This window comes from Komagataeibacter diospyri, assembly GCF_043995075.1.
Taxonomy (GTDB): Bacteria; Pseudomonadota; Alphaproteobacteria; order Acetobacterales; family Acetobacteraceae; genus Komagataeibacter; species Komagataeibacter diospyri.
The window spans coordinates 1,347,668-1,370,011 of record NZ_CP171836.1; the positions used below are offsets into that span (position 1 = coordinate 1,347,668).

Annotated in this window: 23 protein-coding genes and 1 tRNA gene; 14 read left to right on the forward strand and 10 right to left on the reverse strand. The window is 62.2% G+C overall.

Annotation, left to right across the window (positions count from 1 at the left end; genetic code table 11):
* Nucleotides 1–13: 13 nt before the first annotated feature.
* Nucleotides 14–1,615, reverse strand: a complete 1,602-nt coding sequence (gene guaA / locus ACE2AA_RS06340) for a glutamine-hydrolyzing GMP synthase (RefSeq protein WP_141260372.1) — start codon at nucleotides 1,613–1,615, stop codon at nucleotides 14–16.
* A 168-nt stretch (nucleotides 1,616–1,783) separates the two neighbouring features.
* Between guaA and ACE2AA_RS06345 the strand changes: the two genes are divergently transcribed.
* The 3 genes from ACE2AA_RS06345 (at nucleotide 1,784) to ACE2AA_RS06355 (ending at nucleotide 3,123) form a co-directional block, all read left to right on the forward strand.
* Complete coding sequence (locus ACE2AA_RS06345) at nucleotides 1,784–2,176, forward strand: hypothetical protein (RefSeq protein ID WP_141260356.1); 393 nt, start codon at nucleotides 1,784–1,786, stop codon at nucleotides 2,174–2,176.
* Between the two features lie 108 nt (nucleotides 2,177–2,284).
* Nucleotides 2,285–2,779: an NUDIX hydrolase gene (locus ACE2AA_RS06350; protein WP_395371768.1), complete on the forward strand. Its 495-nt coding sequence runs from the start codon at nucleotides 2,285–2,287 to the stop codon at nucleotides 2,777–2,779.
* The gene (locus ACE2AA_RS06355) at nucleotides 2,776–3,123 is read left to right on the forward strand and encodes a response regulator (protein WP_141260358.1); all 348 of its coding nucleotides are present in this window, start codon (nucleotides 2,776–2,778) and stop codon (nucleotides 3,121–3,123) included. The genes ACE2AA_RS06350 and ACE2AA_RS06355 overlap by 4 nt, the downstream gene beginning before the upstream one ends.
* Nucleotides 3,124–3,149: 26 nt before the next feature.
* Here ACE2AA_RS06355 and ACE2AA_RS06360 read toward each other — a convergent pair whose 3' ends face one another.
* Nucleotides 3,150–4,634 carry an ArnT family glycosyltransferase gene (locus ACE2AA_RS06360; protein ID WP_395371770.1) on the reverse strand — a complete coding sequence of 495 codons (1,485 nt, stop codon included), beginning with the start codon at nucleotides 4,632–4,634 and terminating at the stop codon, nucleotides 3,150–3,152.
* On the reverse strand, nucleotides 4,631–5,101 hold the full coding sequence (locus ACE2AA_RS06365; protein WP_141260360.1) for an Lrp/AsnC family transcriptional regulator: 471 nt from the start codon (nucleotides 5,099–5,101) through the stop codon (nucleotides 4,631–4,633). The genes ACE2AA_RS06360 and ACE2AA_RS06365 overlap by 4 nt, the downstream gene beginning before the upstream one ends.
* A 142-nt stretch (nucleotides 5,102–5,243) precedes the next feature.
* On the opposite strand from ACE2AA_RS06365, the gene trxB reads away from it, so the two are divergent.
* Nucleotides 5,244–6,200, forward strand: a complete 957-nt coding sequence (gene trxB, locus ACE2AA_RS06370; protein ID WP_141260361.1) for a thioredoxin-disulfide reductase — start codon at nucleotides 5,244–5,246, stop codon at nucleotides 6,198–6,200.
* Between the two features lie 106 nt (nucleotides 6,201–6,306).
* A complete protein-coding gene (locus tag ACE2AA_RS06375; protein ID WP_025438836.1) occupies nucleotides 6,307–7,191 on the forward strand; it encodes a LysR family transcriptional regulator in 885 nt (294 codons plus the stop codon).
* A 233-nt stretch (nucleotides 7,192–7,424) separates the two neighbouring features.
* On the opposite strand, the gene ACE2AA_RS06380 is transcribed toward ACE2AA_RS06375, so the two are convergent.
* The 4 genes from ACE2AA_RS06380 to ACE2AA_RS06395 form a co-directional block, all read right to left on the reverse strand.
* A complete protein-coding gene (locus tag ACE2AA_RS06380; RefSeq protein ID WP_141300351.1) occupies nucleotides 7,425–7,721 on the reverse strand; it encodes an integration host factor subunit beta in 297 nt (98 codons plus the stop codon).
* A 26-nt stretch (nucleotides 7,722–7,747) separates the two neighbouring features.
* Nucleotides 7,748–8,677 carry a signal peptide peptidase SppA gene (sppA, locus tag ACE2AA_RS06385; protein ID WP_395371771.1) on the reverse strand — a complete coding sequence of 310 codons (930 nt, stop codon included), beginning with the start codon at nucleotides 8,675–8,677 and terminating at the stop codon, nucleotides 7,748–7,750.
* Nucleotides 8,678–8,739: 62 nt separating this feature from the next.
* Entirely contained in the window at nucleotides 8,740–9,222 is a 483-nt protein-coding gene (locus ACE2AA_RS06390) for a MucR family transcriptional regulator (protein WP_141260364.1), read from the reverse strand.
* A gap of 233 nt (nucleotides 9,223–9,455) precedes the next feature.
* The gene (locus tag ACE2AA_RS06395; protein WP_141300355.1) at nucleotides 9,456–9,860 is read right to left on the reverse strand and encodes a helix-turn-helix transcriptional regulator; all 405 of its coding nucleotides are present in this window, start codon (nucleotides 9,858–9,860) and stop codon (nucleotides 9,456–9,458) included.
* A gap of 200 nt (nucleotides 9,861–10,060) precedes the next feature.
* Between ACE2AA_RS06395 and ACE2AA_RS06400 the strand changes: the two genes are divergently transcribed.
* The 4 genes from ACE2AA_RS06400 (at nucleotide 10,061) to guaD (ending at nucleotide 15,845) form a co-directional block, all read left to right on the forward strand.
* On the forward strand, nucleotides 10,061–10,855 hold the full coding sequence (locus tag ACE2AA_RS06400) for a sulfite exporter TauE/SafE family protein (RefSeq protein ID WP_395371773.1): 795 nt from the start codon (nucleotides 10,061–10,063) through the stop codon (nucleotides 10,853–10,855).
* A 44-nt stretch (nucleotides 10,856–10,899) separates the two neighbouring features.
* Nucleotides 10,900–12,117 (forward strand): UdgX family uracil-DNA binding protein, encoded by a 1,218-nt coding sequence (locus tag ACE2AA_RS06405; protein ID WP_395371775.1) that lies wholly within the window; start codon nucleotides 10,900–10,902, stop codon nucleotides 12,115–12,117.
* Between the two features lie 118 nt (nucleotides 12,118–12,235).
* Nucleotides 12,236–14,440, forward strand: a complete 2,205-nt coding sequence (locus ACE2AA_RS06410) for an FUSC family protein (RefSeq protein ID WP_141260368.1) — start codon at nucleotides 12,236–12,238, stop codon at nucleotides 14,438–14,440.
* Between the two features lie 46 nt (nucleotides 14,441–14,486).
* Nucleotides 14,487–15,845, forward strand: a complete 1,359-nt coding sequence (guaD, locus tag ACE2AA_RS06415; protein ID WP_395372146.1) for a guanine deaminase — start codon at nucleotides 14,487–14,489, stop codon at nucleotides 15,843–15,845.
* A gap of 229 nt (nucleotides 15,846–16,074) precedes the next feature.
* On the opposite strand, the gene ACE2AA_RS06420 is transcribed toward guaD, so the two are convergent.
* A tRNA-Ser gene (locus ACE2AA_RS06420) sits at nucleotides 16,075–16,164 on the reverse strand.
* 250 nt (nucleotides 16,165–16,414) lie between these two features.
* Here ACE2AA_RS06420 and rplU point away from each other — a divergent pair.
* The 4 genes from rplU to proB all read left to right on the forward strand — a co-directional run bounded on the left by rplU (nucleotide 16,415) and on the right by proB (nucleotide 19,407).
* Nucleotides 16,415–16,729: a 50S ribosomal protein L21 gene (rplU, locus tag ACE2AA_RS06425; RefSeq protein ID WP_010513032.1), complete on the forward strand. Its 315-nt coding sequence runs from the start codon at nucleotides 16,415–16,417 to the stop codon at nucleotides 16,727–16,729.
* A gap of 63 nt (nucleotides 16,730–16,792) precedes the next feature.
* Complete coding sequence (rpmA, locus tag ACE2AA_RS06430) at nucleotides 16,793–17,062, forward strand: 50S ribosomal protein L27 (protein WP_007400196.1); 270 nt, start codon at nucleotides 16,793–16,795, stop codon at nucleotides 17,060–17,062.
* 156 nt (nucleotides 17,063–17,218) lie between these two features.
* Nucleotides 17,219–18,256 (forward strand): GTPase ObgE, encoded by a 1,038-nt coding sequence (gene obgE / locus ACE2AA_RS06435; RefSeq protein WP_141260370.1) that lies wholly within the window; start codon nucleotides 17,219–17,221, stop codon nucleotides 18,254–18,256.
* On the forward strand, nucleotides 18,253–19,407 hold the full coding sequence (gene proB / locus ACE2AA_RS06440; RefSeq protein ID WP_395371777.1) for a glutamate 5-kinase: 1,155 nt from the start codon (nucleotides 18,253–18,255) through the stop codon (nucleotides 19,405–19,407). The genes obgE and proB overlap by 4 nt, the downstream gene beginning before the upstream one ends.
* 123 nt (nucleotides 19,408–19,530) lie before the next feature.
* Here the strand turns inward: proB and ACE2AA_RS06445 are convergent, their stop codons facing one another.
* Nucleotides 19,531–20,259 carry a hypothetical protein gene (locus ACE2AA_RS06445; RefSeq protein ID WP_395371779.1) on the reverse strand — a complete coding sequence of 243 codons (729 nt, stop codon included), beginning with the start codon at nucleotides 20,257–20,259 and terminating at the stop codon, nucleotides 19,531–19,533.
* 66 nt (nucleotides 20,260–20,325) lie between these two features.
* Nucleotides 20,326–20,601 carry a DUF2312 domain-containing protein gene (locus ACE2AA_RS06450; RefSeq protein WP_010509284.1) on the reverse strand — a complete coding sequence of 92 codons (276 nt, stop codon included), beginning with the start codon at nucleotides 20,599–20,601 and terminating at the stop codon, nucleotides 20,326–20,328.
* 255 nt (nucleotides 20,602–20,856) lie between these two features.
* On the opposite strand from ACE2AA_RS06450, the gene zwf reads away from it, so the two are divergent.
* The gene (gene zwf / locus ACE2AA_RS06455; RefSeq protein ID WP_141260375.1) at nucleotides 20,857–22,338 is read left to right on the forward strand and encodes a glucose-6-phosphate dehydrogenase; all 1,482 of its coding nucleotides are present in this window, start codon (nucleotides 20,857–20,859) and stop codon (nucleotides 22,336–22,338) included.
* Nucleotides 22,339–22,344 lie beyond the last annotated feature (6 nt).

Below are 22,344 nucleotides of genomic sequence, written 5' to 3' on the forward strand. Positions count from 1 at the left end.
AAATTACTTCCAATCACTCCCACTCAATCGTTCCCGGCGGCTTGGACGTAATATCATACGTCACGCGGTTTACGCCGCGCACCTCATTAACAATCCGCCCGGCCACGCGGTTGAGGAAGGACATGTCGAAAGGATAGACATCTGCCGTCATGCCATCGGTGCTGGTAACCGCACGCAGGGCACAGGCGTAATCATATGTGCGGCCATCGCCCATGACGCCCACGGTACGGACCGGCAGCAACACGGCAAAGGCCTGCCAGATGGCATCATACAGACCAGCCGCACGGATTTCCTCAAGAAAGATCGAATCAACCCGCCGCAACAGGTCCAGCTTTTCGCGCGTGATGGCGCCGGGAATACGGATGGCAAGCCCCGGCCCGGGGAACGGGTGCCGACCCACGATCGCTTCGGGAATATCCATTTCCCGGCCCAGTTCACGCACCTCGTCCTTGAACAGTTCACGCAGCGGCTCGACCAGTTGCATCTTCATCCGTTCTGGCAGGCCGCCCACATTGTGGTGCGACTTGATGGTAACGGACGGACCACCGGTAAAGCTGACGCTTTCGATCACGTCGGGGTACAGCGTGCCCTGCGCCAGGAATTCAGCGCCACCCAACTTGGCGGCTTCTTCCTCGAATACTTCAATGAACAGGCGACCAATGGTCTTGCGCTTGATTTCGGGGTCGCTCACCCCTTCCAGCGCATTCAGGAACAGGTCGGACGCATCGCGGTGGATCAGGTGGATGTTGAAGCGATCACGGAAGGTCCGGATCACCTCATCCGCCTCACCCGCGCGCAGGATGCCGGGATCAACGAAAATACAGGTCAGCTGGTCGCCAATGGCCTGATGGATCAGCACCGCCGCGACCGAGGAATCAACCCCGCCCGACAGACCGCAGATCACACGTCCCTTGCCCACCTGCTGGCGGATGCGGGCAATTTCCATTTCACGAAAACCCGCCATGGTCCACGTGCCCCTGCAGCCCGCCACGCCATGGGTGAAGTTGCGCAGCAGGGCCGCGCCATGCGGGGTGTGTACCACTTCGGGGTGGAACTGCACGCCATACAGGCGGCGGCCTTCGTCAGCGATGATGGCAAATGGCGCGCCCTCGCTCACGGCCACGGCCTGGAACCCGGGCGGCAGCTTGGTTACGCGGTCGCCGTGACTCATCCACACCTGTTCACGGCTGCCACGCGCCCATGTGCCACGGAACAGGGCGCAGTCCTTGATGATATCGATATGCGCGCGCCCGAATTCACGGTGTTCGGATGTCTCCACCGTGCCACCAAGCTGGCGGCACATCGCCTGCTGACCATAGCAGATGCCCAGCACCGGCACATTCAGGGCGAAAACCACTTCCGGAATGGTCGGCGCGTCCTTGTCCAGCACGCTGGCGGGGCTACCGGACAGGATGATGCCCCTGGGCGCAAAGGCGCGAATCCGCTCGGCAGTGCTGGAATACGGCCAGATTTCGCAGTACACCCCGCTTTCACGCACGCGCCGGGCAATCAACTGGGTGACCTGGCTGCCGAAATCCAGGATCAGGATACGATCCTCATGCAGGGTTTCATCAAGTCCTGCCTCAGGGGCGGCGGTCTTCGCGGTATCGTTCATCATATGTCTTTCGGTCGCGGGCATTATCGATAAACTAGGCTTCCAGCATGAGCTGGCAACATATTGCAAGGGTGGGATAGTCTTTCCCGCGCAGATAGCACAATATATGCATTCAGGCAGGCATGTCTTTCCTGTCAGTTCAGACAAACCGGATCATATGGCTGTTTCATGACTGCACGTTCATTCCTGCTGCTGGCGGCAGGCTGCCTTGCCTGCCTGCCCCTTGCTGCTTCCCCAGCGCGCGCCGATGCCAAAAATGACCCGATCGGGCTGTGGACGGGCCAACTGGTACGTGATCAGGGCAATTGCAGCACCGAAACCGGCAACACATCGACCTTCCAGATCAGCGCGAAACGCATGACGTTCACCCCGGCCGACGGATCAATCGCGCTGACGGGCGTGCCACAGAAGAAAGCCGACCTGTACCATACCGAAACCGTGGTCAGACAGCCATCGGGGGCGGCTTTTCCCATGGTGTTTGAAGCCCGTCCCGAAGGCAACACGATGGTCGGTACTTACGGCACCCCGCGCTGCCGGGCGCATATCGTGATGAAACGCTAGTTTTCCCCTGCCCGCCGGGCCAAGTTCACGCAATCGGGAACAGACTGGTCCGATACAGGCATGGATGCCGCGCCATGATCCGATATATTCTTGTATATGGCTGATAACATGACACTAGCCGGGGCAGTCCTGTCCATTGTTGTCCGCAATGGACAGATGCTGCTGGTCCGCAGGCGCAATCCGCCGGATCAGGGGCTGTGGGGTTTCCCCGGCGGTCGCATTGAATACGGCGAAAGCTACCTTGACGCCGCAGCGCGCGAACTGCGTGAGGAAACCGGCTTCATCACCCATGCCGAAGGCACGCTGACGGCCTTTGACCTGATCGACCGTGACCGTGCAGGCCGGGTCCGTTTCCACTACCTGATCGTGGCGGTTAAATGCCACGACAATGGCTGGACCGACATCACGGCGGGCGATGACGCGTGCGGCGTGGGGTGGTTTGACATGGCGCAGGTACGCGCCGATCCCGCCGCCTTCAGCCCCGGCCTGCTGGAACTGGGCACGCTGGCCCTGTCCCCGCGTGGCATCGCCCCATGGCCTGTCGTCGCACAGATGCGCACGCCTGCCCCCCATTCCCCCCGCCCCGAGAGCATTCCGTCATGACCCAGATTTCTGCCCTGATTGTCGAGGACGAGGCAACGATAGCGGAACTGGTCGCCACAATGCTGGAGGCAAACGGCATCCATGCCACCATAAGCCCCAGCGTTGCGGATGCCATGCAGAGGATCGGGGATACTCGCCATACGCTGGCGCTGGTGGACCTGACCCTGCCCGATGGCGATCCCGATGGCTTCATTGCCATGGCACAGGCCCAGGGCTGCCATGTAATCGTGATGAGTGGTGATCCCGACCGGCTGGCCGGTTACGCACCGCTGCCGCTGCTGGAAAAGCCCTTTCGCATGAAGGCATTGCTGGAACAGGTCCGTCAGGTTGCACCGGCGGCCTGACCCTTGACACTTCAGAATCAAAAGTTTCACCAAAAACTTTTGTTAATACGATCCTTGTACGGCGTGGGCAGCCTTACGATGGTACTGCGCTGTATGGCCGACAGGTCCGTGCGCAGGCTGACACGGTACAGGCTGACACGTTCCGCCACCCGTCCCTGTCGTCCACGCGCCAGTGTATCGATCTGCTGAACCGATACAAATACATCCCGATCAAAACCACGACGGGGATTGCAGACCATGATCCCATCCCCCGCCACGTCATGCGGCAGGTTGAACAGCGCCCAGCGCGGCTCCATCCCCACCACGACCTGGCCGGGCATGACGGTGGCCAGTTCCGCCGCCGTGCCATAATCACACGCTGCAATGAAGTCACCCGGTCGCGCATGGGCTTCGATACCGCTGGCCAGGTCACGCCAGCCTGCCATCTGCCGCAGCGCCACATCCGTATGGGCCGACAACGGCAGCGGGGCGAACAGGGCCTGCACGTAAACCAGCGCACCAACCAGCACGCCGCCACCAACCGCCCAACGCCCCCACCGCCACGTCACCATGGCCGCACCCGCCGCCAGCATGGGATAGATTACCACCGGCCAGTTCGCCTGCACCCGGTCGCCCATGGCATGCTGCACGAACACGCAGGCTGGCACCAGCGTCATGCACGACAGTAACGCAGCCCCCGCATCCCGCCGCGCATGGCGCAGCAGGATCACCTGCCCCCATATGAAAAAGGCCGCGATGCCCGGCGTCATCAATCCCAGTTGTCCCGTCACCAGTTCGGTCAGGAACTGCACCGCCCGGCCGGGATGCCAGTCTGCCGTCCGCCCCCCCTGCCGCACGAAACTGGCCCAGCCATGTCGTGCATTCCACCACACCACGGGTGTGATGCACAAAGCCGCCACCATCACGCCGCCCACAACGCCCGGCACCTGCTGCCCCCCCCAGGCACGATGACGCAGCCCCTGGATCAGCAGCCATAACCCGATGCCGCCAACCGGCAGGATGGCAGTATATTTACTGTCGCACGCAAGGCCCGCGGCAAAACCAGCCACCAGCCACCAGCCCGTCCCCGCCCCGGCCCTGACGCGGCCCATGGCCCATACCAGCACGGACAGGAAAAACATCACCGGCATGTCTGGCGTTATGACAACTGACTGAATTGCCAGCGCCAAAGTCGCCTGTAACATGACGCACGCCCGCACGCCCCCTGCTCGCCCCGTACCGGGCAGCAGGTCACGCACGGCGCGGAACAGGAAAAAGGATATCCCTGCCCCGGCAAGCACCCCCACCAGCCGGACGCCAAACGCGTCATCACCGCTCGGCAACATGCCCAGCCGTATCCACGCCGCCACCATGGGCGGGTGGTCAAGATAGCCCGCGGCGGGTGCAAACGCCCACAGCCGGTAATAGGCTTCGTCAGGGGAAAGTGGCAGGATACCCGCCACAACCAGCCGCACACCGGCCAGCAGTACAAGCAGGTACAGCCACCATTGCGGGCTGTACCGCACCCTCACACAGGCACGCCGGGGCGGTTCAGGCTGGTGCGGATGGTCTGCAATGTCTGCACACGCACCACATGCGGGGCTTCGGTCAACTGACGGGTCAGCAGGTTTTCATGCGTCGCGTCGCGCGCCACCAGCCGCACAAGAAAATCTCCCCCGCCCCGGATCATGTGACATTCGCGCACTTCCGGCCAGCCGGATACCTGCTTTTCAAAAGCTGACAGGACCGCTTCCTTCTGGCTGTCCAGCCCGATCAGCGCGAACAGCGTGATCGACCATCCCAGCCGCGCACCATCGGTATCGGCATGGTAGCCACGGATCACATGGTCTTCCTCCAGCCGGCGCATGCGACGCAGGCAGGGCGGCGCGGAAATGCCCACACGCCGCGCCAGCTCCACGTTCGTCATGCGTCCGTCCAGCTGAAGCTCGGCCACAATCCGACGGTCAATCGCATCCAGATCAGCCATCCGTTCCGCCATGCCTGTTCCATCTCTCGCCAAAGGGGGCGGCTGTCGCGCCCATATGCCGCAATAATGACGCCCTTCCTACTCCAACCCTTGCACGGACGCCAGTGGACGACCATACCAAAGGAAATTGTGACGATAGGGTTTTTCTGATCTCATGCCCCAGACGTGTTCTACCGACCTGCTTGTCATTGGTGCAGGTCCCGCCGGTTACACCGCTGCCATCTATGCCGCGCGCGCGAATCTTTCCCCCGTCCTGGTCGCCGGGCTGCAGCCCGGCGGCCAGCTGATGATCACCACGGATGTCGAGAATTATCCCGGCTTCGCCAAGGGCGTGCAGGGACCGGACCTGATGATGCAGATGGCCGAACAGGCCGGTAATGTCGGCACGCGGCTTATGGATGACATCATTGTCTCGTGCGACTTCACCCGTACGGACGGCACCGGGCGGTTTTACGCCACCGGCGATTCCGGCACGCTGTATGAAGCGCGCAGCGTAATCATCGCAACCGGCGCGCAGGCCAAGTGGCTGGGCGTGCCGGGAGAAAAGGAATTCCAGGGGTCCGGCGTGTCGGCCTGCGCCACGTGCGATGGCTTTTTCTATCGCGGCAAGCGCGTGGCCGTTGTGGGGGGCGGCAATACGGCGGTGGAAGAAGCCCTGTACCTGACCCACCACGCCAGTCACGTGACCCTGATCCACCGCCGCGACAGCCTGCGCGCGGAAAAGATCCTGCAGGACCGGCTGCATGCCAACCCCAAGATCTCGGTCATATGGAACAGTGCGGTCGAACGCATTACCGGCAGCGGCACGCCACCCGTGGTCACGGGGGCAGAACTGCGCAACACCGTAACCGGCGCGATTCAGCATATCGATGTTGACGGGGTATTCGTTGCCATCGGCCACGCCCCCAACACCACAATTTTCCGTGATGTGGTGGAGATCGATACAGACGGTTACATCGTCACTACGCCGGGCAGCACGCGCACCTCGGTTCCCGGCGTTTTTGCCGCAGGTGACGTGCAGGACAAGATATTCCGCCAGGCGGTGACAGCTGCTGGCACCGGGTGCATGGCGGCACTGGAGGCCGAGCGTTTTCTTGCGGCAGCGCAGTAATGAAACATGAAGAGTCCTTGACCTCCCTCCGTATTTCCTTCACCACAACGCTTAGTGTCATAACACTTGGCGCGCCCTTTATTAGATAGCAAAGCGGAGTCAACGCGTGGACTGGGATAAACTCCGGATATTTCATGCTGTAGCCGAAGCAGGGTCCTTCACCCATGCCGGCGACGTGCTTAACCTGAGCCAGTCTGCGGTATCGCGGCAGATTTCAGCCCTGGAAGAGGCGCTGCAGGTCCCTCTTTTCCACCGGCATGCCCGGGGGCTGATCCTGACCGAACAGGGTGAGACACTGAACCAGACGGTTCGGGAAGTCTTCTCCAAGCTGGCCATGACGCAGTCCCTGCTGACGGAAAGCAAGGAAAAGGCGGCGGGACGGCTACGGGTCACAACCACAACCGGCTTTGGCACCTGCTGGCTTACGCCACGTCTGCACCGGTTCATGGAAACCAATCCTGACATTTCGATCACCCTGATCCTGGAAGATAACGACCTGGATCTGGGCATGCGCGAAGCGGATGTCGCGGTGCGCATGCACCCGCCCCGCCAGCCGGACCTGATCCAGCGGCACCTGGCGGATTTCCCGCTGCCGATCTACGCCTCGCAGTCATACCTGAATGATTACGGCACGCCTCGCACGCTTGAGGAACTGAACGCCCACAAGCTGGTGCTGTTCGGCGGGTACCACCCGCCCGTGCCGCATATCAACTGGCTGGCTGAAACCGGCGTCCCGTCGGATGAACGCCGTCAGGCGCGACTGGAGGTCAACAGCCTGGCCGCCATGGCCGGTGCGATCGCGGCCGGTATCGGAATCGGGTCGATCCCGCTTTATGCGGCATCACAGTACCCCAACCTGGTCAAGATCCTGCCCGAAGTGCCGCTGCCCACGGTCGATGCCTATTTCGTATATCCCGAGGAACTGCGCACGTCCAAGCGTGTGGCGGTATTCCGTGACTTCCTGCTGGCGGAAATCAACGCCCGCCACTGATCACGTCGCGATCAGCCCGAATAAAGAAACACCGCGCCGGGTCCAGCCCGACGCGGTGTTTTTGTATTGTAAGTAGATAGTTTAATAAAGTCGGCCTGACCAACACCCTGCAGTCATCAGGACGTCGAAGCACGCTGCCCCCTTATTAAAAAAGACGGCACCCAAAAATTTTTTATCAATAAGCTGTTTCAGGCAGTCTTTGATAACGGGCGAATCAGGAACCAGACGGATGGTCAATCGGTCGTATTATGCGACTGGTTGACGCGTTCACGGAGTTCCTTACCCGCCTTGAAAAACGGCACCACCTTTTCCTCCACCGACACGGTTTCCCCTGTGCGGGGGTTGCGACCGGTACGGGCGTCACGTTTTTTGACCGTAAACGCCCCGAAACCGCGCAGTTCCACCCTGTCCCCCCGCATCAGTGCATTACTGACTTCCGTAAAGATGACCTGAACAATACGTTCCACCTCCCGTATGGGCAGATGTGGACGCGCAGCGGCAAGTTCGGCAATCAATTCCGATCTGGTCATCCTGTTCCCCTAATTTAAACAACAAATTAAAGTTTCCAGATCGCAACGGCCCCGTCAAGCGCGGTACTTTCCTTCAACAGAAATTCTGCACCCGGCACACCCGACAGGATACCCGAAATCCACCGCCGCCAGTTGATCCGCGTGGCCGTGGGGCCGATATCGCTCACCTGCACATCATCGGGCAGATGCGTAATCCCGATCAACCATTTCCGTGCATCGGCCATGGACCCGATCTGGTCCACCAGCCCCAGCGCGACCGCCTGCTGCCCGGTATAGGGGCGGCCATCAGCCAGCTGCTTCACGCGGTCAACCGGCATATGCCGGTCCTGCGCCACGACATTCACGAAAAAACCGTACAGGTCGGCAATCACGCCCTGCAGCATTGCGCGTCCCTCGGGCGAAAGCGGCTGCACCATGGAAGGCTGCCCCTTCATCGGGCCGGAGACAAGCTGGTCCACATGCACCCCCACCCTGTCCAGCAGGCCCGACACATCGGGCGATTCCAGAATTACCCCGATCGAACCGGTCAGGGTAGAGCGGTTGGCAAAAATGCGCGCAGCCGGCACCGACACCATATACCCAGCCGACGCCGCGACCGCACCCATGGACACCACCACCGGCTTGCGTCGTGCAAAGGTAGCCACGGCGTCATGCAGCACCTCGCCGCCCGTTACGGCGCCGCCGGGGCTGCTGACCTCCAGCACCAGGCCACGCACCGATGCATCATCGGCAGCTTTCTGCAGGGCTTCGACATTTTCATGTTCATCCGAAGGGATGATCCCCTCCAGCTTCATGTGGACCAGATGCGGCGCATGGCCCGCAAGCCCGCCCCCACCGGCACGCAATACAGCCACGATGCAGGCAAGGACAAAAAAAGCCACAGCCCCACCCCGCCAGACCAGAAGGCGGCGACGCAGGGATGCGGCATGCAGCAACATATCGGGATCAGTATCCATGACAGAGCCATATCACGGATACCACCCACACCGAAGGCAGGACTATGAAAGACGTTTCACCCTTACGCCTTGCGCCGGCGGCGCGTGGGCTTGGCGGGTTCGTCATGATCTGAGGGGGCTGCAGCCGCGGCAGCGGCCGATGCGGCGGTAATCTTGCGGCCAAGGCCGATTTCACGCGCAAGGCTGGAACGGCGTTCGGCATAGTTCGGGGCAACCATGGGGTATTCGGCAGGCAGACCCCAGCGTTCGCGGTACTGTTCCGGCGTCATGCCATAGGCGCTGTGCAGGTGGCGCTTGAGCATCTTGAGCTTTTTGCCGTCTTCCAGGCAGATGATGTAATCAGGAAAGACCGAGCGCTTGATCGGCACGGCAGGCTGCGGCTTTTCAGGTTCGTTCACCGGACGCCCGGCAGCGGACAGCGCCTGGTACACATTACGTATCAGGTCGGGAAGCACATCGGCCGCGACACTATTGTTTGAAACATGTGCCGACACGATCTGCGTCGTCAGTTCCAGACATGAAAAATCCTGCTCTGTATCAGACATAATATATTCCGTGCCTCTATATTCAGCCAAATAGTCGCGACTTCCTCACGAACCTTCATTTCAGGGACATATACTGCCACCTCAATAAATACAATACTGCAGGGCAGTCTATGCCGCGTATTATCAAACAGGATGTTTCGGTTATATTATATAGAATGCACCGTCCTAAATAACCAGATCAAATGTGAACAGGTGTTTTTGTATAAATTCGTTTCATGCTGTATCAGTCTTTTTCAGGCATTCAGATGGATACGGGCAAAACAGGCGGCCGTTCCGTCATGCGCCATCGGTGCGGGCGTTTTTTGCCTGCGCAGCACCCCGTTCAGCTGCTCCATATCGAATTCCGGGTCGCAGGCGGCGCAGATCAGGCGGATGCGCGTTTCCTCCATACTATCCTTAATACTGTAAATGACCTGTCGGGCCTCCTTGCGTGTTATAACGATTTCCGCCCGCCGAAGTTCCGCCAGCTGCTGACTTAACGTAGGCTGGCCGATGCCGGTTTCAGCTTCGATCTGGCCGACGCTCTTTTCCCCCTCCAGCAGGCAGGCCAGCACCATCAGCCGTTGCGGCTGAGCCAGCAGGCGCAGGCGCTGCACAAGATTTTCCGCAATTTCTCGTGTTCTGGGCAGATTGCTCATGTCACGGATCCCCTTAGACCAGTTAGGCAAGTCACTCCGTACCATAATCCCGACCGGCGGAACACAGGACAGGACTTGATAAAATACATACATAATATATTAAACAGATAAACCATTTACGCACCCCCATCATACGGGAGCCCCCATGACCGACCCCGCCGCACCCGCATACATGCTCCCCCGGTCCCACCTGCGCTGTCATGCCTGACGTGCTGCATACCCTGCTGGGCCTGTGCAGTGGCGGGGCCATCGGCTTCACGCTGGGTCTGGTCGGGGGCGGGGGATCTATCCTGGCCGTGCCGCTGCTGCTTTATGTGGTGGGGATTGCCGACCCGCACCGGGCCATCGGCACCAGCGCGCTGGCCGTCACCATCAATGCGCTGTGCAGCCTGGCCAGCCATGCACGCTCGGGTAATGTCGCATGGAACTGCGCGGCACTGTTTGCCAGTGCCGGCATGCTCGGCGCACTGGCGGGAGCCGCTTGTGGCAAGGTCGTCAACGGGCAGCACCTGCTTTTCCTGTTTGCCCTTGTCATGATCGCGGTCGGCGCGCTGATGGCGCGGGGCTGCCACCAGCCACAACAGACGCAGCCACAACAGGTCACCATGCGCACGACCTCGATGCCTGTCATGGCCTACGGGATCGCGACAGGATTCTGTTCGGGATTCTTTGGCATTGGTGGTGGCTTCCTGATCGTACCCGCGCTGCTGGCGGCGACCGGCATGCCCATGCTCAACGCCATCGCCACGTCACTGGTGGCGGTATGCGCCTTCGGGCTGACAACGTCCATCAGCTACGCGGTGGCAGGTATGGTCGATCTGCCCATGGTGGGGATCCTTGTGGCGGGCGGCGTGGCAGGCAGCGCGGGAGGCACCAAGCTTGCGCGGCATCTGGGCCGGCACCCACAGCGACTGCGCATGATTTTTGCCTACCTGATTTTCATTGTGGCATTCTACATGATGTGGCGCAGCGCACGGGCAATGGGCCTTGTCTGACACGGCGCGTGACCATCGCACCATCATGACCGGGAAGTCGCCCCATGCCACAGACCACCATAACCCTTGACCACCCCGTCGATTTTGCCCGCTGGCGCAGCGCGACGCGCGCCCTGGTCGGCCTGCACGTGTCGCCCGAGGCCATTGCGTGGCACGTCGCGCCATCCGGCCAGCCAGACACCCCCGCACCGGATGCCCGTCCCTTCCGCATTCCGCGTGAAACCATGCAATTGGCGGCGGATGTGCTGCAGTCCATGCTGCCCGACCGCTTTACCCTCGCCTACCGTCTGATCTACACCCATGTGACCGGGACCGATATCCCGCCGCCCGACCTTGCGCGGATGGAGGACGCGGCGGCAGCCGTGCGTACGGAAACCGCGCACCTGCGCCACGACCTGTTCACCCTTATGCAGCATACCGATGGAGACGATGGGTGGCACGCCACGCTGCAGGCCACGACCTATGCCCCCGAATGTAATGCACGGTTCATGACCTTCCAGCTGTCGCTTGCCCCATGGCGGCTGGTACTGCCGGGGCGGCGGATGGAATGGACGGGCAAGGAACTGCTGTACGGACAGGATGGCGCAGCCCCGTCCCCCATTGCTTTCAACAGCCTGCCGCCGCCCGCCATGCCGCTGGTAAACGGGCTGGACATTCCCCGCATCACCGCCCTGCCCGCCGTGGCGCTGGCGGCGCGGACGTGCCGGATCTGCCCCATGGCCCGCCACGCCACCCAGACCGTGTTTGGCGAAGGCCGCAGCGACGCACGCATGATGTTCGTGGGTGAACAGCCGGGAGATAAGGAAGACCTTGCCGGCCGCCCCTTTGTCGGACCGGCGGGACAACTGTTCGACCGCGCCCTGATGGAAGCGGGAATCGACCGTGATGATGCGTATGTGACCAATACCGTCAAGCACTTCAAATTCCGCCCCCGCGGCACCCGCCGCATCCATGAAAAGGCCGGGCCGGAGGAAATCGCCAACTGCGCCCCATGGCTTGCAGCGGAACGGCGGGTCATCCGCCCGCATGTGCTGGTCATGCTGGGGGCCACGGCGGCGTCGGCCCTGCTGGGCCGTCATGTCACGATCGGGCGTGAACGCTCGCGCGCGATCACGCTGGATGATGGTACGACCGGGGTTGTCACGGTTCATCCCTCCTTCCTGCTGCGCGTGCCCGATGAAGCGGCGCGCGTGCGTGAATATGACCATTTTGTCGCGGACCTGAAGCTGGCCGCCAGCCTGCGTACGCCTGCGGCGCCCTGATCAGCCCACAGGCCCCGCCACGAGGAAAGCCGATGCCAGATATGCACTCGCGGCACCGTTACGTCATGCCAAGATGCGTTATGGATAGGGCGCCCCTTGTCGCCGGAAGCCGCATATCGTGCCTGCAGACCTGAATCTTCTGCCCTCTTTCATCACCCGTATTTTCAGCGGAAAGCATTTTCCCACCATCCGCGCCCCCGGCTATGCGCGGATGAGTGGACTGAAATGGCTGTATGCCCCCACGCCGGAGGCCCTGGCCTTTGCCGTGCGTACCACCTTCGCGGCCCTGATGGCGCTGACCATCGCCATGTGGATGGAACTGGACGACCCGCCATGGGCAGCCATGACGGTATGGATCGTGGCACAGGGATCGCGCGGGGAAAGCCTGTCAAAGGCACGGTGGCGACTGGTGGGCACCGCCATCGGGGCGATCAGCGCCGTCATCCTGATCTGTTCCTTTCCACAGGCGCCCTGGCTGTTCTTTCCCGCCATCAGCATATGGATCGGCCTGTGCTGCATGTGTGCGACACTGGTGCGCAACTTCCGGTCCTATGCGCTGGTGCTGTCGGGCTATACCTGCGCCATCATCGCGCTGGCAGCGACCCGCGACCCCGACAACATCTTCATGATAACCATGTCCCGCACGTCCTATATCGTGCTGGGCATCACGTGCGAAACGCTGGTGGCGGTGCTGTTCGCGCACAACCTTGCCTCCAGCGCGCGGCGCAACATGCGCCAGAAAATCCAGATGGCGCTGGGCAGTTCGACGGATGCGGTGGCCAACCTGCTGGCAGGCGACGAGGCCGCCTTCATCCGTTCACGCGCACTGTTCGGCACGATCCTGAGCATTAATGACCAGATCGAGTTCAGTGAAGTCGAGATGGGGCCCCACGGACATGAAGGCGACCATGCGCGCGCGGCCCTTGCCGCCGTATCGGTCCTGCTGTCGCGGGGTCTGGGCATGATGGCGCGCATCAAGGCGCTGGGCACCACCAACGAACAGTTTACCGAAACGTCGCTGCTGACGCGCACCTTTCTGCTGGGCTTGCCCGCGCGGCTGGAAAACGATGCCGAGATCCCGCATGTCCAGCAGGACCTGCAGGACCTGCGCGGCGTATGCCGCCAGCGCATCATCGACGCGCTGACCCATGAAATCGGCATGGACCCCACTGCCGAGACGGCAGAAGTGGACGACCTGCTGAACTGCCGTATCCTGCATAACGCGCTGGATGAACTGCTGGGGGAACTGGAGCAGGCCATCACGGAGTTCGATGCCAGCCAGCACGAAATCCGTGGCGACCACTTCCATTTCCGTATCGAGGCGCACCGCGACTTCAAGGAAGCTGCCTATAACGGCATCCGCGCCGCCGTGGCCATCGGCGCGTCCGCCCTGATATGGGAAGTGACGGCATGGGCCAACGGCATCGGCTTCATCACCATGGTCGCGGTGACATGCGGGCTGTTCGCCACGCGTGAAAACCCTGTGGTGGGTACCATGAGCTTCCTGCGCGGGGCGTGCTGGGCGGTACTTGTCTCGGGCTTCCTTGTGCTTCTGTTCCTGCCACGGCCTGCGGAATTCGAAATGCTGGCCGCCGTCCTCGCCCTGCCCATGATCGCAGGCGGGCTTGCCGCGCGCAACCCGGCCACAGCGGGGGCTGCGGCCTCGTACTGCCTGTTCCTGCCCAACCTGGTGGGACCGGGCAACCAGACGCGCCTGAACGAAATCGCGTATTTCAACGCGTCCTTCGCGCTGCTGTGCAGTATCGGCTTCGCGGTGCTGATCTTCCGCGCGGTGCTGCCGTTCGACAATGATGAAGAACGCTGGCGCATGCGTAACCGCACACTGCATGACCTCCGCCACCTGGCATCCGCCCAGCCCATGCCGCGCACGCAATCGTGGATCGGGCGCAATACGGACCGTTTCTCCCGCCTGATCCGCCATGCCGGGCCGACACCCACCCCCACCATCGAAGCCTACCTGCAGGGCACGCTGTCAGCCATGACCATCGGGCTGAACATCATCCGCCTGCGCACGGTCATGGAACGGGGACAGCTGCCGCCTGCCGCCAACCGCGCCATTGAACTGTTCCTCAGCCGCATGTCCCAGTTCAGTGGCCGTTACGGACGTTTTGGCCGCACCGCACGGGTGGCGCGCGGGGCCACACGCAGCCTGCGGCGGCTGGAAGCGACGGAAACCAACATCACGTCACGTATCGAAATCACGCGCGCCATTGCCTACCTGCTGGTCATTTCCTATGAACTGGGCGCCAACGCAGCCTTCCTTGATGCTTCCCAGCCCTATCGCATGACCGACGGATCATGACGCGTCCCTGATACACATGGGCACGGGAAGGATGGAGCCAACCATGATGACCCCTGCCCCCACTTCCCCCGCCGCCAGCGCCGCCAGCGCCGCCCTGCGCGGGCATATCGTGACCTTTCGCGGCAACCCGTTCCTTATGCCACCGCAGGACGCGCTGGTGGACGAACCCGACGGGCTGGTCATTATCACTGATGGCCGCATCACCCATGTCGGGACGTATGGTGAAACCATCGCCCATCTGCCGCCGGGCATGGATGTGACCGATTACCGGGGCTGTCTGATTTCTGCGGGGTTCGTGGACACGCATGTCCATTACCCGCAGCTGCCCATGATCGCGGCCTATGGCGAACAGCTGCTGGAATGGCTGGAACGCTATACCTTTCCCACCGAACGCCGCTTTGCTGACGAAACATATGCGACCACCATTGCACGGCAGTTCCTGAACGAACTGGTGCGCTGCGGCACGACCACGGCGGCGGTTTACTGTACGGTCCACCCGCAATCGGTTGATGCGTTTTTTGGTCAATCCACCCGCCTTGGCACGCTGATGGTGGCGGGCAAGGTACTGATGGACCGCAATGCGCCCGACTACCTGCGTGATACGGCCCAGCGCGGCTATGATGAATCGCGCCGCCTGATCGAACGCTGGCATGGGCGCAACCGCCAGCATTACGCCGTCACCCCCCGCTTCGCCCCCACCAGCACACCCGAACAGCTGGAACTGGCGGGCGCATTGCTGAAGGGCGACGACACGCTGTTCATGCAGACCCACCTTGCGGAAAACCAGGCGGAGGTCGCATGGGTGGCCGAACTGTATCCTGACAGCCGGTCCTATCTGGATGTGTATGACCGCGCGGGGCTTGTGCGCCCGCGCAGCGTGATGGGTCACGGCATTTACGTGGATGAACGCGACCTGTGCCGCTGCCACGAAAGTGGCAGCGCGCTGGCGCACTGCCCCACATCCAACCTGTTCCTGGGCAGCGGAGCGTTCCGGCTGTTTGACGTGATGGATGCCAGACGCCCGGTGCGCACGGGGCTGGGCACCGATGTGGGCGCGGGTACAAGCCTGTCACACCTGCAATCCATGAACGAGGCCTACAAGATCGCGCAGATGACCGGAAAGCGGCTGCACCCGGTACAGGCCTTCTGGCTGGCGACGCGCGGCGGGGCCGAGGCGCTGCATCTGGACGACCGCATCGGCACCATAGCACCCGGCATGGATGCGGACCTGTGCATCCTCGACCCGCGCGCGACACCGCTGCAGGCGCTGCGTGCGCAGATGTGCGACAGCACGGCGGATATCCTGTTCACGCTGATGATGCTGGGCGATGACCGCAGCATCCGCGCGACCTGGGTGGCAGGCCGGCCGGTTCATGAACATGGAACGGAAGAAGCCGCCATCTGAACAGACCACGTTCCGGCCATCGCGACAGGATGCCCGGACAGCACGCATGCCGTACCGCCGATACCCCCGGTCATGAACGGCAGCGTTTCGGGCCGGATCAGAAACCACCATGCCATGGCCCGCGCGCCGGTCAGGCGGCGTGACACACGCGGGAAAGCCCCATCAGCCTGATGGCTGGGGGCATTCCAGAAAAGATTTTTTTAATGAAAAGCAGCCACACGCGATGCAGTGGCGGAGAGGGTGGGATTCGAACCCACGGTACGCTTGCACGCACAACGGTTTTCGAGACCGCCCCGTTCGACCGCTCCGGCACCTCTCCAACTGCACGCGGTGATGCAGCGGCTTATAGGGGCGCGCGCGGGGTGGCGCAAGGGGTCTTTTTTCACCCTTTGCACATGTCCATAAAAAATATTGACCTGCGCGCGCACACCCAGTAAAAGCCCGCATTCACCCCGCGCGGACGGGGCGCCGCTGCAATTGCGGCCAATATAAAAAAGCGACTGGGTCGTGTCGCCTGCACCCAACCACGGTGCCGCGCACGCCAAGAGATCGGAAAGATAGATAAAGACATGTTTGCAGTTATCCGTACCGGCGGTAAGCAGTACCGCGTTGCCAAGGACGCCGTCCTGAAGATCGAAAAGCTGGAAGCCGAAGCCGGCTCCACCATCACGTTCGACCAGGTCCTGGCCGTTGGCGGCGAAGGTGGCACGACCATCGGCGCGCCGACCGTCAAGGGTGCGACCGTCACGGGCACCGTGATCGCACAGGACCGTCTGGCCAAGATCATCATCTTCAAGAAGCGCCGCCGGCAGAACAGCCGCCGCAAGAACGGTCACCGCCAGCCGGTGACCGTGGTGCGCATCTCCGCGATCAACGCCGCCTGATCCCTCGCCCGGTCGCAACCGGGCAGGTCAGATCAGAGATTTCAGTTTTAAGGAGTTCAGGCAATGGCACAAAAAAAGGCAGGCGGTTCATCCCGTAACGGGCGCGATAGCGCCGGACGTCGCCTTGGCGTCAAGAAGTTTGGTGGCGAAAGCGTCATCGCAGGCAACATCATCGTCCGCCAGCGCGGCACGAAGATGAAGCCGGGCGTGAACGTTGGCGTCGGCCGCGACCACACCCTGTTTTCGCTGGTGGACGGACATGTGAAGTTCGAACGCCGCGCAGAAGGTCGCGTGCATGTTTCCGTGCAGGCCCTGCCGCTGGCAGCGGAATAAGGTTTACGCCTTAATCACTGCGGGAATACCCGAATTGAAGGGGGCGGTCATTCTGGCCGCCCCTTTTTTCGTATGATGCCGGGACACGTTTTCTGGTATCATGCACGCACATAAGGCACGTGCGCAGGACTGCACGCGCCCACCGGATCGCAGGCAATGAAGTTTCTTGACCAGGCCAAAATCTATGTAAAATCCGGCGACGGCGGGGACGGTGTCGTCGCCTTCCGCCGGGAAAAATATATCGAATTTGGCGGTCCGGACGGGGGCAATGGCGGCCGGGGCGGCGATATCATATTCGAAGCGGTCGATAACCTGAACACGCTGATCGACTTCCGCTACACCCAGCATTTCCGCGCGCGCAAGGGCGGCAATGGCGCGGGGTCGGACCGTACGGGGGCAGCCGCGGAAACGGTCGTCATCAAGGTGCCGATCGGTACCCAGATCTTTGATGAAGACCGCGAAACCATGCTGGGCGACCTTGATATCGCGGGCAAGCGCCTGCTTCTGTGCCGTGGTGGCGATGGTGGCCGCGGCAACGCGCATTTCAAGACCAGCACCAACCGTGCCCCCCGCCGCGCGGACAAGGGATGGCCGGGTGAGGAACGCTGGGTCTGGCTGCGCCTGAAACTGATTGCCGATGTCGGGCTGGTTGGCCTGCCCAATGCGGGCAAGTCCACGTTCCTGTCCACCGTATCGGCAGCGCGTCCCAAGATCGCGGATTACCCGTTCACCACGCTGCACCCACAGCTTGGGGTAGTGCGTCTGTCGGTTACGGAAGAATTCGTGATTGCCGACATTCCCGGCCTGATCGAAGGTGCGCATGAAGGCAGCGGACTGGGTGATCGTTTCCTGGGCCATGTCGAACGCTGCGCGGTGCTGCTGCACCTGATTGACGGCACGGCGGAAGACGTGGTCGAATCATGGCGCACCATCCGCCATGAACTGTCGGAATATGGCGGTGGGCTGGCGGACAAGCCTGAAATCATCGTGCTGAACAAGATCGACGCGCTGTTGCCTGAGGAAATCGAGGAACGCCGGACGGCACTGGAACAGGCATGCGGGCAGGATGTGATGTGCATGTCTTCCGTCGCCCACATGAATGTGGACACCGTGCTGCGCCGGTTGCAGGATTACGTAACCCGCGACCGTGCGGAAAAAGCCGAACAGGAAAAGGGGGAGATCCCCGCAACATGACGGACACTCCCCTGCCCCAGCTACGCACGGCGCAGCGTGTTGTCGTAAAGATTGGCAGCGCCCTGATTGTCGACCCCGAACAGGCGGCCCCCCGTCAGGCGTGGCTGGACAGCGTGGCGCAGGATATTGCCGACCTGCGCGCACAGGGCACGGAAGTGGTCGTCGTGTCCTCCGGTGCGATCGCCCTTGCCCGCCACCAGCTGGGCCTGACAACGCGGCGTGTGCTGCGGCTGGAGGAAAAGCAGGCGGCTGCTTCGGTCGGGCAGATCCGGCTGGCGCAGGCATGGACCGATGCCCTGTCGCGCTACAGCCTGACAGCGGCGCAGTTGCTGCTGACGCCCGATGATACCGAACACCGCGACCGGTACCTCAACGCGCGCGCCTCGCTCAACACCCTGCTGGCGCTGGGCTGCGTACCCATCATCAATGAAAACGACGCCATCGCCACGACCGAAATCCGCTTTGGCGACAATGACCGCCTTGCCGCGCGCGTGGCCGAAATGATCAATGCGGACCAGCTTGTCCTGCTGTCTGACATTGACGGGCTATATACTGCCGACCCGCGCAACAACCCCGATGCAAGGCACCTGCCGGTCGTGGCCGAACTGACCGACAGTATCGAGGCCATGGGCGGCGCACCCCCACCGGGTTATTCATCGGGCGGGATGCGGACCAAGCTCATGGCGGCGCGTATCGCAACGCAGTCGGGCTGCGCCATGGCCATTACGCAGGGCCAGCCCCTGCACCCGCTGACCCGCCTGTGTGATGGCGGGCGCTGCACATGGTTCCTGCCAGCAACCGACGCCCGTTCGGCACGCAAAAGCTGGATCGCAGGCAGCCTGACACCCGCAGGACAGGCCGTGATTGATGATGGCGCGGTCCGCGCGCTGACGATGGGGTCATCCCTGTTGCCAGCGGGTGTAACCACTGTCACGGGTGATTTCGACCGGGGTGACCTGATCGCGGTCATGGACCAGCATGGCAACCGGATTGCCTGTGGCCTTACGGCCTATGCGGCGGATGATGCACGGCGGATTGCGGGACGCCAGTCCGACGAAATCGAAGGGCTGCTGGGCTGGCAGGGGGCGGATGAACTGATCCACCGCGATGACCTTGTGCTGCTGACGCGGGTGGAGCCTGCCGCGCCCTGAAAACTGTCTGATAAAGAAAAAGTTTTGGTGAAGCTTTTTGAAAAAGCTTCGAAAAACGTCGCCTGTCTGAAAAAAAAGCGGCACCCAAAAACTTCTTTATGATTCGCGGCCACGCCAGTTCCCCTATTCCGGGCGGGGCGGCCAGCGCAGGGTCGGTTCCGCACGGCTTCCACGCTCGGGCGGCCAGACCGATGCGCGCACCGGGCGCGCGCCACGACCGGCATCGTCATCGCGCGGGCCATTACGGCTCCAGTCGGACAGGGATGGCGTATCCTGACGCTCGCGCCGGCCATCCATACCGTCACGTTCGGGCGCACGGGACAGGTAGGGGCGCGGCCCCTTGCGCCCCGATGACAGCACGTCCCATTCATCCGCAATGTCATGCCGCGCCGGTGGCGCGCGCACCGGTTCAGCGGGCCGGATCGGTTCGGCCCGGGGCTGCGGACGCACCGGGGCCACGGGACGGATGGGCGGTGCAGGCTGCACACGTGCGGCACGGCGTTCATAGGCGGGAATGTCGTTTTCATCCCCCACCCCGTCATAATCAGGGGCAGGCCGGACGGGGACATGCACGGGTTCAGGTTCCCATACGGGGGCCGGGGCCACGACGTCAGGCAGGACATCACCCGCAACCGATGCCACGGCATTGGCCGCATGCTGCTGCCCCATCGCAATGACCCGCAGTTCCGCCTGCAGATCATCAAGCTGTATGGCAAGGTTATCCAGCCGCCCCTTCACGCCAAAGACCGCGAAAGGCACCAGCAGCCACACCAGCGCGAACAGGATGCCGCCCACCAGCAGCACCGCCTGTGCCCACGCGGGCATCCATTCGGGGAAAAGGGACGACAGCATGTATCGTGCCACCTGAACTGAAGTTACCCGGCAATGCGGGCGGATGTCATCCGCGCTGCCAGACCATTACATGCCCAGCGCACGGCGGTAGATGTCAAGCAGGGTTTCCTGTTCCTCGACCTCGGCCGGTTCCTGCTTGCGCAGGCGGATGATCTGACGGATCACCTTTACATCAAAACCGGCGGATTTTGCTTCGGTAAAAATATCCTTGATGTCGCCGGCAAGGGCCTTGCGCTCTTCTTCCAGGCGTTCAACGCGTTCGATAATGCTGCGCAGGCGGTCGGCTGCGATACCGCCGACGGCGGCAGACTTGTCTTCCGCCTCGAAATTGTCAGCATTCATGGCAGGTGTCTCCAGATATCGTGATTGTGCCGTTCCGCGCCCATCAGCACACATGAAGGGAATGTCATTAGGCGACGGGGTGGAACGGCGGGATTATCGCGCCGCCGCCCGATGGTCAATGCCAACTTGACAGCCCGGAGAGACGGGCCGTAATCGAAGCGGCACGCCAGTATGCCGCATTTGCGTCATGTCCCATATACCGCGCATGCCCACCAGACATGCCGGGCATCATATACAGGCAGGAGGCCGACTTCCATGGCACATCTTCCCCCCGTTGACACCTTTGACTACATCGTTTTCGGCGGGACGGGTGACCTGACCATGCGCAAGCTTCTGCCTGCGCTGTACCATCGTTACCGCGACGGGCAGATCCCTGATGATTCCCGCATTATCGGCACCGCGCGATCCCCCCTGTCGCGCGCCGACTACCAGCAGCGCGCACATGCGGCCCTGACCGAGCATGTCCAGCCCGACGCGCTGGATGACGCCACCGTGCAGCGTTTCCTGAACATGGTGCATTATGTCAGCCTGAACGGAGCGGAAGCGGGCAGCGACTGGCCCGCACTGAAGGCCCTGCTGGATGGCGTGCCCGCCACCCGCATCCGGGTCTATTACCTGGCCACCTCGCCCGCGCTGTATGGGCAGATCTGTGAAAACCTGAACACGCAGGGGCTTGTCACCGGACAGTCGCGTGTGGTGCTGGAAAAGCCCATCGGCACTGATCTTGCCAGTGCCGAGGCGATCAACGACAGCGTGGGCCGTCACTTCCATGAAAACCAGATTTTCCGCATCGACCACTACCTTGGCAAGGAAACGGTCCAGAACCTGATCGCGCTGCGCTTCGCCAACCCGGTATTCGAACGCCTGTGGTCCTGCGATGCGATCGAATACGTGCAGATCACGGCAGCCGAGACCGTGGGCGTGGAAGGACGCGGCGCGTATTATGACCGGTCCGGCGCATTGCGCGACATGATCCAGAACCACCTGCTGCAGGTGCTGTGCCTGGTGGCGATGGACCCTCCGGTCTCGCTGGACGCCGACAGCGTGCGCAATGAAAAGCTGAAGGTACTGCACGCACTCAGGCCCATCCCGGCCGATGACGTGGCAATCTACACCGCGCGCGGGCAGTACATGCGCGGCACCATTGGCGACAAAACGGTCGGCAGCTACCTTGAGGATCTGGGCGAAGGGGTGACGAGCGAGACGGAAACCTTTGTCGCGCTGAAGGTCAATATCTCGACATGGCGGTGGGGCAACGTGCCGTTCTACCTGCGCTCAGGCAAACGCATGGCGGAAAAATCCAGCGAGATCGTGATCCAGTTCAAGTCTGCGCCATGGTCGATCTTCGCCAACCGGCCCGAACCCAATCGCCTCATCATCCGCATCCAGCCCGATGAGGGCGTGATGCTGTCAGTGGCCACCAAGGACCCGACGCCGACCGACAGCCTCGCGCTGCGTCAGGCCGACATCAACATCGAATTCGAAAAAGCCTTCAACGTCCGCTATCCCGACGCCTATGAACGCCTGCTGCTGGATGTGGTGCGCGGAGACCCGATCCTGTTCATCCGCCGTGACGAAGTGGCCGCCGCATGGCGCTGGATCGACCCGATCGAGCAGGGCTGGCGCGAAAACAAGGCCCCGCTGGAACCCTACGCCGCAGGCACATGGGGACCGGAAGGCGCACGCAACCTGCTGTCGCAGTCAGGGCATCTGTGGCATGAAGACATGAAGAAATAATTCCTG

Bases quoted from the DNA above. Each gene is read 5' to 3' on its own strand.
- ACE2AA_RS06355 (WP_141260358.1), top strand. From the start codon at position 2,776: ATGACCCAGATTTCTGCCCTGATTGTCGAGGACGAGGCAACGATAGCG.
- ACE2AA_RS06390 (WP_141260364.1), bottom strand. From the start codon at position 9,222: ATGTCTGATACAGAGCAGGATTTTTCATGTCTGGAACTGACGACGCAG.
- sppA (WP_395371771.1), bottom strand. From the start codon at position 8,677: ATGGATACTGATCCCGATATGTTGCTGCATGCCGCATCCCTGCGTCGC.
- rplU (WP_010513032.1), top strand. From the start codon at position 16,415: ATGTTTGCAGTTATCCGTACCGGCGGTAAGCAGTACCGCGTTGCCAAG.
- rpmA (WP_007400196.1), top strand. From the start codon at position 16,793: ATGGCACAAAAAAAGGCAGGCGGTTCATCCCGTAACGGGCGCGATAGC.
- proB (WP_395371777.1), top strand. From the start codon at position 18,253: ATGACGGACACTCCCCTGCCCCAGCTACGCACGGCGCAGCGTGTTGTC.
- obgE (WP_141260370.1), top strand. From the start codon at position 17,219: ATGAAGTTTCTTGACCAGGCCAAAATCTATGTAAAATCCGGCGACGGC.
- ACE2AA_RS06400 (WP_395371773.1), top strand. From the start codon at position 10,061: ATGCCTGACGTGCTGCATACCCTGCTGGGCCTGTGCAGTGGCGGGGCC.
- ACE2AA_RS06380 (WP_141300351.1), bottom strand. From the start codon at position 7,721: ATGACCAGATCGGAATTGATTGCCGAACTTGCCGCTGCGCGTCCACAT.
- ACE2AA_RS06450 (WP_010509284.1), bottom strand. From the start codon at position 20,601: ATGAATGCTGACAATTTCGAGGCGGAAGACAAGTCTGCCGCCGTCGGC.
- ACE2AA_RS06445 (WP_395371779.1), bottom strand. From the start codon at position 20,259: ATGCTGTCGTCCCTTTTCCCCGAATGGATGCCCGCGTGGGCACAGGCG.
- guaA (WP_141260372.1), bottom strand. From the start codon at position 1,615: ATGAACGATACCGCGAAGACCGCCGCCCCTGAGGCAGGACTTGATGAA.
- zwf (WP_141260375.1), top strand. From the start codon at position 20,857: ATGGCACATCTTCCCCCCGTTGACACCTTTGACTACATCGTTTTCGGC.
- ACE2AA_RS06365 (WP_141260360.1), bottom strand. From the start codon at position 5,101: ATGGCGGAACGGATGGCTGATCTGGATGCGATTGACCGTCGGATTGTG.
- ACE2AA_RS06350 (WP_395371768.1), top strand. From the start codon at position 2,285: ATGACACTAGCCGGGGCAGTCCTGTCCATTGTTGTCCGCAATGGACAG.
- ACE2AA_RS06345 (WP_141260356.1), top strand. From the start codon at position 1,784: ATGACTGCACGTTCATTCCTGCTGCTGGCGGCAGGCTGCCTTGCCTGC.
- trxB (WP_141260361.1), top strand. From the start codon at position 5,244: ATGCCCCAGACGTGTTCTACCGACCTGCTTGTCATTGGTGCAGGTCCC.
- ACE2AA_RS06395 (WP_141300355.1), bottom strand. From the start codon at position 9,860: ATGAGCAATCTGCCCAGAACACGAGAAATTGCGGAAAATCTTGTGCAG.
- guaD (WP_395372146.1), top strand. From the start codon at position 14,487: ATGACCCCTGCCCCCACTTCCCCCGCCGCCAGCGCCGCCAGCGCCGCC.
- ACE2AA_RS06405 (WP_395371775.1), top strand. From the start codon at position 10,900: ATGCCACAGACCACCATAACCCTTGACCACCCCGTCGATTTTGCCCGC.